This is a genomic window from Phaeovulum veldkampii DSM 11550, from assembly GCF_003034995.1.
Classification (GTDB): domain Bacteria; phylum Pseudomonadota; class Alphaproteobacteria; order Rhodobacterales; family Rhodobacteraceae; genus Phaeovulum; species Phaeovulum veldkampii.
The window spans coordinates 20,169-34,823 of the sequence record NZ_PZKF01000030.1 but is presented as its reverse complement, the minus strand read 5'-3'; the positions used below and the strand labels follow the sequence as shown (position 1 = coordinate 34,823).

At 68.1% G+C, this 14,655-nt stretch carries 11 protein-coding genes and 2 tRNA genes; 10 read left to right on the top strand and 3 right to left on the bottom strand.

The annotated features are described in order from the left end of the window. Positions 1-133: 133 nt before the first annotated feature. Complete coding sequence (locus C5F46_RS12235) at positions 134-742, top strand: hypothetical protein (RefSeq protein WP_235820165.1); 609 nt, start codon at positions 134-136, stop codon at positions 740-742. A 16-nt stretch (positions 743-758) separates the two neighbouring features. On the opposite strand, the gene C5F46_RS12230 is transcribed toward C5F46_RS12235, so the two are convergent. Then, positions 759-3,878: a glycosyltransferase gene (locus C5F46_RS12230; protein WP_168796870.1), complete on the bottom strand. Its 3,120-nt coding sequence runs from the start codon at positions 3,876-3,878 to the stop codon at positions 759-761. A 499-nt stretch (positions 3,879-4,377) separates the two neighbouring features. On the opposite strand from C5F46_RS12230, the gene C5F46_RS12225 reads away from it, so the two are divergent. The 3 genes from C5F46_RS12225 to C5F46_RS12215 all read left to right on the top strand — a co-directional run bounded on the left by C5F46_RS12225 (position 4,378) and on the right by C5F46_RS12215 (position 9,409). Further along, positions 4,378-6,942: a DUF3131 domain-containing protein gene (locus C5F46_RS12225; protein ID WP_133618521.1), complete on the top strand. Its 2,565-nt coding sequence runs from the start codon at positions 4,378-4,380 to the stop codon at positions 6,940-6,942. 101 nt (positions 6,943-7,043) lie between these two features. Beyond that, complete coding sequence (locus C5F46_RS12220; protein ID WP_107325630.1) at positions 7,044-8,162, top strand: AAA family ATPase; 1,119 nt, start codon at positions 7,044-7,046, stop codon at positions 8,160-8,162. Beyond that, positions 8,159-9,409, top strand: coding sequence for a vWA domain-containing protein (locus C5F46_RS12215; RefSeq protein ID WP_107325629.1), 1,251 nt, complete (start codon positions 8,159-8,161; stop codon positions 9,407-9,409). The genes C5F46_RS12220 and C5F46_RS12215 overlap by 4 nt, the downstream gene beginning before the upstream one ends. Here C5F46_RS12215 and C5F46_RS12210 read toward each other — a convergent pair. Beyond that, the gene (locus C5F46_RS12210) at positions 9,406-10,080 is read right to left on the bottom strand and encodes a hypothetical protein (protein ID WP_107325628.1); all 675 of its coding nucleotides are present in this window, start codon (positions 10,078-10,080) and stop codon (positions 9,406-9,408) included. The two genes, C5F46_RS12215 and C5F46_RS12210, sit on opposite strands and share 4 nt — an antisense overlap. Before the next feature lie 154 nt (positions 10,081-10,234). On the opposite strand from C5F46_RS12210, the gene C5F46_RS12205 reads away from it, so the two are divergent. The 6 genes from C5F46_RS12205 (at position 10,235) to C5F46_RS12180 (ending at position 13,983) form a co-directional block, all read left to right on the top strand. Next, the gene (locus C5F46_RS12205; protein ID WP_107325627.1) at positions 10,235-11,173 is read left to right on the top strand and encodes a pirin family protein; all 939 of its coding nucleotides are present in this window, start codon (positions 10,235-10,237) and stop codon (positions 11,171-11,173) included. A gap of 85 nt (positions 11,174-11,258) precedes the next feature. Then, positions 11,259-11,335: transfer RNA gene (locus tag C5F46_RS12200), tRNA-Asp, on the top strand. Between the two features lie 41 nt (positions 11,336-11,376). Then, positions 11,377-11,453, top strand: a tRNA-Asp gene (locus C5F46_RS12195). 105 nt (positions 11,454-11,558) lie between these two features. Beyond that, positions 11,559-12,263 carry a sulfite exporter TauE/SafE family protein gene (locus C5F46_RS12190; RefSeq protein ID WP_107325626.1) on the top strand — a complete coding sequence of 235 codons (705 nt, stop codon included), beginning with the start codon at positions 11,559-11,561 and terminating at the stop codon, positions 12,261-12,263. Between the two features lie 169 nt (positions 12,264-12,432). Further along, positions 12,433-12,663, top strand: coding sequence for an RND transporter (locus C5F46_RS12185; protein WP_107325625.1), 231 nt, complete (start codon positions 12,433-12,435; stop codon positions 12,661-12,663). A gap of 54 nt (positions 12,664-12,717) precedes the next feature. Further along, positions 12,718-13,983: a glutamate-5-semialdehyde dehydrogenase gene (locus tag C5F46_RS12180; RefSeq protein ID WP_107325624.1), complete on the top strand. Its 1,266-nt coding sequence runs from the start codon at positions 12,718-12,720 to the stop codon at positions 13,981-13,983. Positions 13,984-14,289: 306 nt separating this feature from the next. On the opposite strand, the gene C5F46_RS12175 is transcribed toward C5F46_RS12180, so the two are convergent. After that, the gene (locus C5F46_RS12175; RefSeq protein ID WP_107325623.1) at positions 14,290-14,541 is read right to left on the bottom strand and encodes a hypothetical protein; all 252 of its coding nucleotides are present in this window, start codon (positions 14,539-14,541) and stop codon (positions 14,290-14,292) included. Positions 14,542-14,655 lie beyond the last annotated feature (114 nt).

Here is a 14,655-nt window from a genome sequence, read left to right as displayed (position 1 = left end):
CAAAAAGTTTTCAGCAATAGGCGCATTTTCGCCACAGTTCCGCGCCGCCCATAGCCAGAATTCAATTCATGTATATGTTCCTGTCGCACAAGCGGCGCGGCAACAGCGCCCCGTTCCTTAAGGTGGGCATGACATGGCAAGACGACTTTCCGGGCTGGCGGCAGCCCTTGTGGCGACTGTGACTGTCGCTTCCTGCATTGATCTGGCGGCATCCAGCCGGGCGACTGCGGCGCCTGCCGGGGCGTCGGTGTCTTCGATGACCGATCCGCGTGGCGGGTCGTCGTCCGAGCGGCGCTTTACCGCCTATCTGACTGGCTACAGCTATTGGGACAACACCCCCCCTGGATCGGCCGAGATTTCGAAACCCGTGATCCACCGCAAGGCCGGGGGCACCGGCACCTATGCCGACCCGGTGACGATTGCCGTGGGCCACCGCATCGAGGGTGGGCGACAGACGCTGGATTTTGCGCCGGGCACTCGCTTCTATATCGAACGGTTGCAGAAATACGCCATCGTCGAGGATGTCTGCGGCGACGGCAACCGCCCGCAGGACGGGCCGTGCCATACCGGCCACCGCGGCCATCCGTGGCTGGATATCTACATTGGCGGCGGCAAGGTTTCGGTCGGTTCGACCCAGACCTGCATGAATCGCATCACCGCGTTGCAGAATGTCGTGATCAACCCGCGCCCCGATTACCCGGTGAACCCCGGCGAGATCGCCAGCACCTGCCAGATGTTCTAGGTGGCTTGCCGGGGCGTTACTGCCCCGGCAATTGCGCGACGCCCTTGCGGGCAAGTTTGCCCCAGCCTGCGATCTGGCCGGTGGTTGCCCGCAGCACTGCGCGCCAGACCGTGATGTAGAGCAGCGGGCGATAGATCAGCCGTTGCAGCGGGATCAGCAAGATCAGCAGCAGGCTTTCGCGGCGTTCAAACCGCAGTGCGGTTGCGGCCACGACAATGTCCATCGCGGGCAGCGCCAGATACCCCGCCAGCATCAGCGCGGGCAGGCGGCTGCCCAGCACCGGCAGGCCAAGGGTCAGGCTGACCACCATGTCGGCAAACAGCCCCAGCAGCACCAGATCGGCCAAGGGTGCCAACAGGCCCATGCCGATGCCGAACAGCGCCAGATCGGGGAGTGCGACCAGACCAACCGGCCGCCCCTCGCGCGCGGCGCCGCGGTGTTTCCACGCGGTCTGCATCATGCCAAAGGTCCAGCGCAGGCGCTGCCGCATCAGTTCTGCCACGCCTTCGGGGGCTTCGGTCACGGCGATGGCATCTTCGGCAAACAGCACCCGGTATCCGGCACGCTGCACGGCGACCGTCAGATCGGCATCTTCGGCGACGGTTGCGTTGCTGTAAAGGCCCGCCTTGCGCACCGCCTCGACCCGCCAGGCCCCGATCGCACCGGGCACCACCATCACGCCGCCGATCCGCTCGAATGCGCGGCGGTCGATGTTCTGGGCGGTGACATATTCCAGCGTCTGCATCAGGGTCAGCAGCCGGGTCTGATTGCCGATTTTCACATTGCCCGCGACCGCGCCAACGCCAGGGTCGCGCAGCGCCGGAACAAGCCCTCTGATCGCATCGCGTGCGATCATCGTATCGGCGTCGATGGCCACCACGATCTCGGTCGTGACGTGGCTGTAGGCGGTATTCAGCGCGGCCCATTTCCCCTGATTGGGCTGCCGCAATATCTGTACCCGCGGGTCGTTGCCATGGGCTGCCAGCGCGATTTCATGCGTTCGGTCCGACGAGCCGTCGTCGATCACGATCACCCGCAGATCGGGGTAATCCGAGGCCAGCACCGCCGCGATGGACCTAGCGATCACCTTTTCCTCGTTGTAGGCGGGGATCAGCACCGTGACCGGCGGGGTCCAGCCAGCTACCGCGGGGTCTGGACGCCATCGCCCGCGCCACAACGCCAGCGCCAGCATGCTCACCGAACGGACCAGTCCGACCAGCACCACGATCCAGAAGATCGAGGCCAGCCATGGCCCCATCTGCGCGAGCAGCGCAAAGGAATAGCGGTCGAAGGTCACTGTCGAGCCGGTCGCGGGCGGCATCGCCTGATCGCGCTCCATCCCCAGCAGCGCGGACATCGGCACGATGCGAAACCCGCCCGCCCGCAGCCGGTCGATCAGCACGGGCAGCGCCGCGACCGTGGCCGAGCGGTCGCCACCGGCGTCGTGCAGGATGATGACCTTGCCCCCCGTTCCAGCGGTGCCCACCTCGGCCATCACCAGCGCCACGATCTGTTCGGCGCTCAGGCCGGTCCAGTCAGGGGGCACGATGTCGCCGCCCGCGGTGATGTATCCGGCGGCATCGGTCACGGTCAGCGGGCGCACTTCGGCGGCCGTCAGCGGCCCCTCGCTGCGCCCGTAGGGCGGGCGGAACAGCATCGTGCCGCGGCCGGTTGTGCTGACCAGCAGCCGTTGCAGCGCGTTCAGTTCCATCTGCATCCGGGCGACGGTCGTGCGCGCCATGTCGGGATGAAAGAAGCTGTGCGAGCCGAATTCATGGCCCTCGGCCACGATCCGGCGGGCGATTTCGGGGTGGCGGATGATATTGCGCCCCAGCAGGAAAAACGTCGCTGTCGCCTGCTTGTCTCGCAGGATGTCAAGAATGGCGGGGGTGAATCGCGGGTCTGGCCCGTCATCGAATGACAGCACGATTTCATCGGCGCCGGGCGGGCCAAAGCGTTCGATCACATGGGGCTGGGGGATGCGGGTGTAATTCTGGCCGGTGATCAGCCCGCTGTCGGGGTCGCGCAGCAAGTCGCGTTTCCCCGCCACCGCCCCGGACGCAAGCCGGTAGAGCGGCCCTATCCCTTCGTAGATCACGTCTTCGGCCAGCGAGACCTGTTCCAGCGTTCCGGCCGCAATCGCGCCCTTGCGATCCAGCAGGGGCCACAGGCCGGGATCTTCGCCCCCCACTGACCACAGCGCCACACCCGCAACTTCGTGCTGCGCCAGAACCGCTAGCTGATTGTGGGCCGACACCGCGTCCAGCATCCAGATACGGTGCAGCCGGCGCGCGGCATCGACGGCGGCGATCTTGGTGTTCAGCACCTCGGGGGCAAGGTCGATCCGCCCGCCGGGGCGTGCGGCAAGGTGCATCGCCTCGGCATAAGTGATCGGGACCGGTGTCGCGTTGCCCGACACCCAGTCATAGCCAAAGCCGCCCAGGGCCACGATCAGCTTGTCGGCACTGATGGTGTCCACCGCCGCGTCGATCAGCGCGGCAAACCACGCCTGCGGTGCCAGCGGTTGCGGCAGGTCGCTGGTGTCAAGATCGCGGAAGGCCCGCAGCACGACGCGGTCGGCGGCAGCGACAAGCGCCGGGTCGCGCCACAGATCATCATCGGCCCCGCTGACCAGACAGGACAGGGCCGCCCCGGACAGCCCCACCGACAGGTCTGACAGCAGGGCGGCAAGGCCGGGTACATCGGCGGCGCTCAGGTTGTAGGGTTGCAGGCACAGCCCCGCAAACCCGTGCCGCGCTGACTGGCCAGCAAGGTCTTGCACGATCCGGTCGCGCAGCGCGGGATCGTCCAGAATCGGCGCGTCGGTGGCGGCGCGGGCGCCCAGATCCATCAGCACCACCGGCATGATCGCCGTTGTCGTGTTTGTCAGCCCCAGCGCCATGCGCAGTCGCGCAGGATCAGCCTCTGGCATCAGGGCGGCAATTCGGGCGCTGTCCCGATCAAGCCGGAACAGTTCGGGCAGCACGGTTCCGATATGTCCGCAGGCCTGACCGACGCCTGCCAGCGCCTCGGGGCTCCACGGCAGGAAATGCGCGAATATCCGAGGCGATTCCGCAGCGGGCAGCAGATCGCCCGATGCAAGCGGCGCACCGACGCAGGCGGGCGCCGGCGTCATCACTGCGCGCTGGCCCCGCGGCACTGTCAGGGCCGGGCCGAACAGCCCCCCCCCCATCCTCGGTGACGGCCTCAAGGCGGGGCGACAGGCCCGGCAGCTTTTCGACAAGATACACGCTCAGCCCAAATCCGGCGAGCCACAGCAGGGCGGCTGTGGTGACAAGCCCCGCCATGATCCGCACCAAAAGGCGGCGGCGGTGGCCCGGATCAAAAAAGACAGGCGCTGCGGCCGGCGCAGACGTGGCGGCAGGCCCGGCCTTGAGGTGATCTGGCCTCTGGTCAGGCCGGTGGCTTGGCAAGCGGCACCCCCCTGTCGGGCATCTGGCGCGGCGGCACGCCGACGGAATGTTTCGTCTGGGCGGTTCACAACTTTTTCTTATGTTAATCGTCGTGATAGTCGAGCGATAGTCCTAAACAACATTGATTTCAGCACTTGTTCCTTTACCGTCTGGTTCTGACAGGCCGTGCATCTGGCGTCGGCCCCCGTGACGAAAGACAAGATGCGCCTTGATCGCCGATCGGTTCTGACACTTCTGGCCGCAACGGGCCTTGGCCCGGCATTTTCGGTGTCGGCGCGGGCTTCAGGGGCGGACCCGCGCGCTCTGGTGCTGGTGCTGGACGATCTGGCCCCCGGCCTGTCCACAGACCATCTGCGCGCAGTTCTGGCGCCGCTGGTAGAGCGCGGCATTCCCGCAGGGCTGATCCTGAAGCCCGGCGCCGCAAGCTTTGACCCGGCGCTGGCCACCTTTCTGTGCAGGTTCTTTGCCGAATATCCGGGCCTGGGCGAGCCGGTCGCCTGGGCTGCCGATCTGGGCGCGGCGACGGGCTATTTTCAAAGCCGGGCTGCCAGCCGGGCGCGCGCAGGCTTTGAGGCGGGGCTTGCCCGGCGCGACCCCAAGGTGGCGCTGCCGGTTCCGGTGTCGATCGCCACGCCGACCAGCGCCGGGCAAGAGTTTGGCTTTGATGCGGTGCGCACGGCCGGCTTTCGCAACGTGCTGCTGCTGGATCAGGGGCTGGTGCCCACGGCGTCGGTTGCGTGCCAGACCAACGCGGTCTGCATGCGCGGCGGCGCGCGGCACCGGCTGGTCGATGGGCCGCCGCCGCTGGCCAAGTGGATCGGCGGCGATGGCGCGGCGTCAGGGCTGGTGCAGATCGTGCTGTCGCTGGAGGGCATCGGCGCGCTGTCGGCAACCGAGATCGGCCACCGGGCCGAGGCGCTGGCTTTGCTGATCGACGCACAGATTGCGGCGGGGCTGGCCTTTGTGATGTCGCCGCGCGAGCATGTGGTCTGGTTCGAACAGGCCCAGGATCGGGCGTGCCTGATCCTGATCGACCCGCCGCCGCCCGACGCCGTGCAGGGCTTTGCCGCGCTGACGCAGGCGCTGGATGCCGCCGGGGTCGCCTATTCGGTGGCGGGCGCCGGGGCGCCGCCGCTGTGCCTGTCGCTGGTGCCGGAACCGGGGCTGACCGTGCCTGAGTGGGCGGCCCGGCTGACCGACAGCGGCACCGATTGCCTGCGGGGCGACCCCGACCCCGGCACCACCGCCCGTCTGGCCGAGGCAGGGTTGCGGCTGGTGCTGCATCGCACCCCCGAGGCGCCCCTGGGGATGGATGGCAACGGGTTGTTTCATCTGCGCGACGCGCTGACGCTGGATGGCGCGCCAGACGCCGCGGCGCGTCTGGCGGCGCTGGATATCACCCGCGACATCGTTCTGGGGGTGACGGCGGCAGCCTATGCCGCGCCCGCGCCGCGGGCCGCGCTGGTGCAGATGCTGCAAGACCTCAACGCCCGCGATGCCACGCGGCTTGCCACGCTGCCGCAGTTTGCCGACCGTATCGCACCCGCAGACCCGGCGCTGGCGCTGCTGCGCGAGATGCGGGCCGATATGGCGGCTACGCCCACGCCGATCTTGCCCGACCCCGAATCCGAGGCGGCGCTGCTGCTGGACGATGCCCGTCAGGCCTGGCGCTTCATCGACACCATGACCGAACCGGTCACTGGCCTGTGTCCGGCCACGGTGTTTTTTGCCGGCATCTGGACCTCCAGCTACCGGGTGCTGACGATGTGGGATCTGGCCTCGCTGCTGGGCGGGGTGATGGCGGCGCATGAACTGGGGCTGATCGACGATGTGTCGTTTGTCGCGCGGGTCGAGACGATCCTTGGCGCGCTGCCGGTCATCACGCTCAACGGCCACCGCCTGCCCCCCAGCGAGATTGCGACCGACCGCAAGGCGGTGGTGACGGCCGATTTCAACGCCTATGACACCATCCGCCTGCTGAGCGTGCTGCGCGAGTTCGAGGCCCATCCGCTGACCACGGGGCTGGCGGCGGGGCTGGTGGCGGGCTGGGACATCGCGCCGATGGTCCGGGGCGGGCATCTGTATTCGGTCACCAGCGGTCGGCTGGAAGACACGTTCCGGTCGCAGTGCAGCCATTATGGCGCCCGTGCGCTGGGGGGCTGGGGCATTGCCGCGCAGTCCCCCTACGATCTTCCGCCTGTCGAAACCGGGACCGACGGGCAGATGCAGGTTCTGTCGCGCGCGGCGTGGCTGGGTCTTTTGGGGGCCGAGCCGCTGCTGCTGGAGGCGGTCGAGATGGGGCTGTCAGCGCCCTCGGCGGTGCTGGCAGATGTGCTGTATTCCGCGCAGCGCCGCGCCCATGCGCAGAGCGGCGTGTTTCATGCGGTGTCGGAAACCGTTCTGGATAGCCCGCCTTGGTTTGCCTACCACGGCCTTCGGATCGACGATGTCCGCAACCGCTGGGGCATGACGGTGCTGCAAGCCGATGCCGCCTTTCAGACCGAGGCGTTCCGCCGCAAGGCCGAGGTGATCAACACCAAGGCCGCCTATCTGTGGTCGGCGATCCGGCCCGGTGGCTATTCCGCCGCCTTGCTGGACCATGTCCGCCCCCGCATCCGGGTGGCTGATGGCGGCCTCTCGCCCGGCATCTATGCCGCCAGCGGCCAGTCGATGACCGATTATACCGACATCAACACCAACGGCATCGTGTTGCAGGCCATCGCCTACATCCTGCGCGGCCGCAAACCGCGGGCGCCGCTGGTCTAGCGGCTGGCCCGCCCCGCCAGACCGACACGCTGCCGCCGCAGCGCCGCTTGCCGTGGCGGCTGGGCGCCCTAGGATGGGAGCATGAGACAGGGAGAGGCGGGATGAGCGTGAACACGCGGCCGGTGTCGGCGGGCGAGGCATTCGATGTGTTGCTGCATGGCTGGCAGGCGCAGGCGGCGGGGCGGATGACGGCGTCGTGGATGCTGCATGGCCGCCCCGGCATCGGCAAAACCGAGATCGTGGCGCAACTGGCCCGCAGCACCGGCGCGCGGCTGTTCGACCTGCGGCTGACGACGATCGAGCCGCAGGATCTGCGCGGCTTGCCCTATTACGACCACGAAGGCCAGCGCACCGTCTGGTATCGCCCCGAGGATCTGCCCGACGATCCAGACCACCCTGCGATCCTGTTTCTGGATGAATTGACCGCCGCCGCCCCGGCGCTGCAACCCACCGTTTACGGCCTGTTGCAGGAACGCCGGGTGGGACGGCACCTGCTGCCAGCCGCAACCTTCATCGTGGCGGCGGGCAACGGGGTCGAGGATGGCGCCGTGGCCTATGAGATGGGCACCGCGCTGTCGGACCGGCTGATCCACCTGTCGCTCAGGGCCGAGGCGAACGACTGGCTTGCGCGCTATGCCATTCCCAACGGGCTGCATCCGGCGGTGACGGCCTTCATCCGCACCCGGCCCGACCTGCTGGAAACCACCGAAGAGGCGCTGCGCCGGGGCCAGATGATCGCCTGCACGCCGCGATCCTGGGCGCGGGTGTCCACGATCCTGGCCACCGTCCCCGACCGGCGGCTGCGCGACATCATGATCGCGGGCACGGTGGGCGAGGCGGTGGCGGCCGAATTTGCGCTGATTGCCGATGAAATCGCAGCGACCGTGCAGGTCACGGCGATGCTGGAGACCGGGGCGCGGGCGCGGGTGGCGATGTATCCCGACACGATGCACGGGCTGACGGCGCTGGTTTACGGCCTGATCGGCATCGCCGACGCCCAAACCCTGCCCGGCGTGATCGAGATCATGGCTGAAATCCGCCACCTGTCGCGCCTGCGCCCCGAACCCGCCTTTGCCCGCCTGCCGCTGGGCGAATTGTGCACCTACGGCTTTGAGGCGCTGATCGGCAAGGCGTTGGGGCAGGGGTTGCAGGCGGCTTTTGCCGCGTCACCCGCCTATGCCGCCTATGCCGCCGAACGCCGGGCCGCGGGGCTGGAATGACGCGCCATTCCGCCCGTGCCGGCACCGCCCTGCGGGCGCTGAACGAGGCTGACCCGGCAATAGCGGCGCTGGCGCTGTGGTGCGATCACCGCGACCGCGACGGCGGGCCTGCGGCGGAAACTGCGGGCGCCACCATCTACTACGGCCCGGCCTTTGCGACGTTGCCGCTGCACGAGCAGATCGGGCTGGCGGCCCATCACATCCTGCATGTGGCGCTGCGCCACCCGCAGCGGATGCAGGCGATGGCGGCGCGCTTTGCCGACCGGTTCGACCGGCGGCTTTACAACATCGCCGCCGATGCCATCGTGAACGAGGCGCTGTTGTTCGCAGGCCACGCCCTGCCGCGCCCGGCGCTGACGCTCAGCGGTCTGCTGGCGGCCACCCAGGGCATCGAGGTGCCGCCCACTGCGGCGCTGGCGGAATGGGATGTGGACCGGCTTTATATCCGGCTGATGCAGGGCCGCGGCGGATCGGGGCGGTCGGAGTCGGATCGCGCCCTGGCCCATGCCGCCAGCCGTGAGTTCGGCGAGGACATCCAGTCCGAGCCGGGCGCCGCCCCCGACGAGGCCCGTGCCGCCGCCGACTGGCGCCAGCATCTGGCCCGCGCGATGGAGACGGGGCGAATGGCCGGGCGCGGTGTGGGGCTGCTGGGGCACCGTCTGGCCGATATTCCCACCCCGCAGACCCCGTGGGAGGTGGTGCTGCGCGGCCTGGTGACGCGGGCGGTCACGCAGGCCCCGCGCCTCAGCCACCGCCGCCCGGCTCGGTCCTGGGTGGCGATGGAGGCCGAGGCGCGGCGCGCGGGCGGCCCGTCACCCGCCTTTCAGCCCGGCGTCCTGCGGTCGCGCGATGTGCCGCGCATCGTGGTGGCGCTGGATGCCTCGGGTTCGATCGACGAGGTGCGCCTTGCGCTGTTTGCGGCCGAGGTCACGGGCATCGCCCGGCGGGCAGGGGCCGAGGTGCACCTGATGGTGTTTGACGAGGAGGTGCAGTCTGTCACCCGGCTTGACCCGTCCACGGCGGCGGCGCAGATCGGGGCGCTGGTGCTGCCGCGGGGTGGCGGCACCGCGTTCGGCCCGGTCATCGCACAGGCGGTGGCGCTGAGGCCGTCGGTGGTGATCGTGCTCACCGATCTGGATGGCCCCTTTGGCCCCGCCCCGCGCGGCCTGCCGGTGATCTGGGCCGTGCTCGATGCCAGCCCGGCCCCGGCCGCGCCCTTTGGCCATGTTCTCAGCCTGGTGCGTTAGGCGTTCATCATCGCCGCAAGCCGCGCATGGGCCGAAACGCTGCGCGCCTCCAGCGCGATGTCGCGCAGATAGTCGCCCTGCGCCAGATTGATGCGGTGCAGCGTCCGCTCGTCCAGCGGCGGTTGAAACAGCGTGTCGCGGATCAACGCGGTTTCCTCGGGCGTCAGCGCCAGCACCTCGGGGCCGTCTTCGGACTGGACCGACACATAGGTCAGCGGCGCCACCCGCGCGATGTCGGATTGTTCCACGACCAGATGCAGTCGCCCCGTCGACATGCCACGCCCCGCCGCGATCCGGGTCAGGATCGCCACCGCCCGAACGCGCAACAGATCCAGCCCGCGCTCGGCCTCGGCGGGGGCGATCAGGCGCGCTCGGGCCTCGGGGGTCATCCGCAGCACTGACGTTTCCACGAAATAGACCACCGGAAACATCAACAGCGGCGCCTGCGCGATGGCCACGGCATGTTCGGTCCAGACCAGCATGGCAAAGACGAAAGGCATCAGCGCGCCGAGATACCGCAGAAAGCCGATCTCGAACACCATCCGCGCGGCCAGCCCCGGCGTCAGCCCGCGGCGCCCGAACAGCGTGACCCGTTCAAAGAACTGCCGCGGCAGATAGCGCGTTTCCAGCGCGCCGGGGTTCCAGACGGTTTCGGGGGTGACGATGAACATGGCGCCTCTGTCTGCGAAAGTTCCCGTGCATCTAGCACGCGGCGTTGCCGCTGCCAGTGCGGTGCGCCCGCGCACAGGCCCTGCGCCCCGGTCACAGGTCTCAGACGCCGCCCGCCAGGCTATATTCAAGGTCAGATACTGACAGGAGGCCGTCTTGAGCTGGAACCCCGCGCTCGACCCCGATCTGCCCAAAGGCGATGCGGTGGATGCGATCGAAACCGTCATCGTGCCGCGCGCCCGTGATCTGGGCGGGTTCGAGGTGCGCCGCGCACTGCCCTCGGCGGCGCGACAGATGCTGGGGCCGTTCATCTTTTTTGACCAGATGGGCCCGGCCGAGTTTCTGACCGGGCAGGGCATCGACGTGCGCCCGCATCCTCATATCGGGCTGGCGACCGTCACCTATCTGCTGAAGGGCCGCCTGCATCACCGCGATTCGCTGGGCACCGACCGCTGGATCACCCCCGGCGCGGTGAACTGGATGCTGGCGGGCGACGGCATCACCCATTCGGAACGCTCCGACGGGCCGGAACGCGCCACGGGTCACAGTCTGTTCGGCATCCAGACCTGGGTCGCGCTGCCCAAGGGCGCCGAGGATGACCCCGCCGCCTTTGCCCATGTCGAAGCCGCGGCGCTGCCGGTGCTGGAGGCCGAGGGCAAGCAGGTGCGGCTGGTTCTGGGCGAGGCTTGGGGCGCGAACGCGCCGCTGCCGCTGCCGTCCGAGATGTTTTATGCCGATGCGACGCTTGCCCCCGGCGCGGGTCTGCCCTTGCCCGACAACCACGAAGACCGCGGCGTTTATGTGCTGACCGGATCGGTTACAGTGGCGGGGCAGGGGTTCGAGGCCGGGCGGATGCTGATCTTCCGCCCCGGCGACCGGGTGTCTGTTCGCGCCGGGGCGCAGGGGGCGCGGCTGATCGTGCTGGGCGGCGCCACGCTGGAGGGGCCACGTTATATCTGGTGGAACTTTGTCGCCTCGTCAAAGGACCGGATCGCAGCCGCCAAAGAGGCATGGCGCGCGGGTGACTGGGCGCATGGCCGCTTTCGTCTGCCGCCGGGGGATGACGTCGAATTCATCCCTGCGCCCGAGCGGTGAAAAATTGCCGCCCATTGTGCTTGACGCCGCCTGCGGGGCTGCGTAATACCCTCTCCACGTTCGGGCGGCGATCCGGGCGAAGCGCGCGGTTGTAGCTCAGTCGGTTAGAGTACCGGCCTGTCACGCCGGGGGTCGCGGGTTCGAGCCCCGTCAACCGCGCCACTTTTCCGGATCGCCCGAACGCTGCCTTGTGCAGACCATGCGCGGTTGTAGCTCAGTCGGTTAGAGTACCGGCCTGTCACGCCGGGGGTCGCGGGTTCGAGCCCCGTCAACCGCGCCATTTTTATCAAGATACACATCAGCTTGTAACGTGTCCGCCCAAGGGCATCTTGCGGTCCTGCCCGCCCGCCTTGCATCGTCCAACCATGCCGCGATACTCAGGGAAATGCCTACGACAGACAACGCATCGACCGGCCGCAGCCTGCCTGCCGCTTTTGGCGGTGGCGCTGTCATCGGCACTCTTGGTGGCCTGATCGGCCTTGGCGGGGCCGAGTTCAGGCTGCCGCTTCTGATCGGTCTGTTCCGGTTTGCCGCGCTGGAGGCCGTGATCCTGAACAAAGCCATGAGTCTGGTCGTCGTGGCGACCGCCTTGCCGTTTCGCGCGGGGACCGTGCCCTTCGGGGATATCGCTGCGCATTGGCCTGTCGTGGTCAATCTGCTGGCCGGAAGTCTGGCCGGGGCGTGGTTCGGGGCGGGCTGGGCCACGCGCCTGAAATCGGAAACGCTTTACAAACTGATTGCAGCCTTGCTGGTGATGATCGCGGCGGTTCTGATCTTTGAGCATGATGCCTCTGCATCCCGTCAGATGCTGAGCGGTGCGGCGCAGATGGCGGCCGGGGTCGTCGCCGGTTTCGGGATCGGGGTCGTGGCCTCGCTGATGGGGGTTGCCGGCTTTGCCCGATACAGCCGGGATCAAAGCTTTGCGGTTCTGGGGCGAAACAAGCAGTTCTTGATGGTCATGGCTGCCGGATCAATCGTCGGAACCCTCACAGGCGGGCTGCTTCTTGGCATTATCCCGACGGCTGTGTTGATCCCCGGCCTGGCTGTCATTCTGGTGATTTCGGCTGTGAAAGTCTGGCGGCACCGGTGATTGTCGAACGCCCCTTGGCCCTTTCCCCTTTGGGGCAACGGCCCGCAGAGGGGCGCGCGGCAGTGCGGCAAAGCCCGCCGTGCCGGGCGGTGGACGGCTCTCCCGAAACCCGCTATGTCGCCGGTCAGCCGGGCAGCGTCTGCCCTCTTTCCATCCGAGGGATCACATCATGCTGCGCCGTCTGTGGGACAGTATCGCGCTTGGCCAAGCGGTCATCATCGCGCTGACGCTGGGGCTGTCGCCCTTCGTGCCCGAGCCGCATCTGTGGGAAAAGCTCAAGATGCTGGCAGCCGGCACACTGGTGCGGCCGCTCGACATGTTCGATCTGGCGTTGCACGGCTTGCCATGGGTCTTGCTGATCGCCAAGCTGATCGAGGCGGCGCGCGGCCGCCGCGCCTAGGCTTGCCGCCCGCCCCCCGACGCCGCTAGAAGGGCGCAAACCCGGAGACGAGCCATGACCGACACGCAAGACATTGCCGCGCTGATCGACGAGATGGGCCGCGCCGCGCGCGCCGCCGCCACAGATCTGGCCTTTGCCCCGGCCAGCCAGCGCGCCCGCGCGCTGGAACTGGCCGCCGACGTGGTCGAGATGAAGCGCGGCGCGATCATGTCGGCCAATGCCCGCGATCTGGCCTATGGCCGCGACAAGGGCCTGAGCCCGGCGATGATGGACCGGCTGATGCTGGACGAGGCGCGGATTGCGGGGATCGTGGCCGGGTTGCGGGCGGTGGCCGCGCAGCCCGACCCGCTGGGCGCGGTGCTGGCCGAATGGGACATGCCATCGGGGCTGCATATCCGCCGCGTGCGCACGCCGCTGGGGGTGATCGGGGTAATCTACGAATCGCGCCCCAATGTCACCGCCGATGCGGGCGCGCTGTGCCTCAAATCCGGCAATGCGGTGATCTTGCGGGGCGGATCGGAATCCTTCCATTCCTCGGCGGCCATTCACGGCTGCATGATCGAGGGGCTGCGCGGCGCGGGCCTGCCGGAAACCGCGATCCAGCTTGTGCCCACGCGCGACCGCGAAGCGGTGGCCGCGATGCTGCGCGCGGTGGCGCATATCGACGTGATCGTGCCGCGTGGTGGCAAGGGGCTGGTGGGCCTTGTGCAGGCCGAGGCGCGGGTGCCTGTCTTTGCGCATCTGGAGGGCATCTGCCACGTCTATGTCGATGGCGCCGCCGATCTGGACAAGGCTCGCCGCGTTGTGCTGAACGCCAAGACGCGACGCACGGGCATCTGCGGCGCGGCCGAATGCCTGCTGATCGACCGGGCCTTTTATGCCCGGCACGGGGCGGTGCTGATCACCGATCTGCTGGCCGCAGGCGTCGAGGTGCGGGCCGCAGATGAGCTGTCCGCGATCCCCGGCACCGTCGAGGCCAGCCCCGAGGATTTCGGGCGCGAGTTTCTCGACATGATCATCGCCGCGAAACTGGTCGATGGCGTCGATGGTGCGATCGCGCATATCCGCCGCTATGGCTCCAGCCACACCGAATCGATCCTGACCGAGGATGACGCCGTGGCAGACCGGTTCTTTGCGCGGCTCGATTCGGCGATCCTGATGCGCAACGCCTCGACCCAGTTCGCCGATGGTGGCGAATTCGGCATGGGCGCCGAAATCGGCATCGCCACCGGCAAGCTGCACGCCCGCGGCCCGGTCGGGGCCGAGCAACTGACCTCGTTCAAATATCTGGTCACGGGCGACGGAACGATCCGGGCCTGACGCAGCCTGCGGGCGAACCGGCGACGCGTCGATCAGGTGCCGCCGGTGATCCCGTTATCCGGCCCTGCCAGTCGCGGGCGGCAAGGCCCTAGGCTGTGTGGAAACTCGATCAAACATGGCTGGCTCCGGAATGATGTTCTCCGGCAGGCGGCCTGTGAAGTTTCGTTCCGACGCGGGGCCGGCACAGGCGGGCCACCTAGGAAACCGTTCTTTGCGAATTCGGGAGATCAGAGTTTTCACACAGCCTCGGGCCAGGTGCGTCGATGATATACCACCAACTGCAAGAGCCATCCCGAGGAAAACCCTTCATACAAGCCGCTGCCCTGCCCCTGTTGCGGCCAACGTCACCCGCGTTTCGCAACCCCGCATCTCGATCCCGGTGACTTCCATCCGGCGGCGGTCAAGATCGCCGCCGAGGATCTCGATCGTGCCAGCGCCGTGGAAGGCGGCGTCCAGGAGAGACCGCAGAGCATCACCGTGCAGGACGGCCTCGACGCCCGTCACCGTGCGGATGATGGCGTCCGGGGTGATGTGGCGGGTGCCGATGATCAAGTCCATCACAGGTCTCTTCCAAATTCGGAGCATGCCTTATGGCGCGACCCAGCATCCGGCACCTTGGCGTGCTCTTTTTCATGTAACAGGCCCCCGTGGGGGCCTGTGGGACAGACTTTC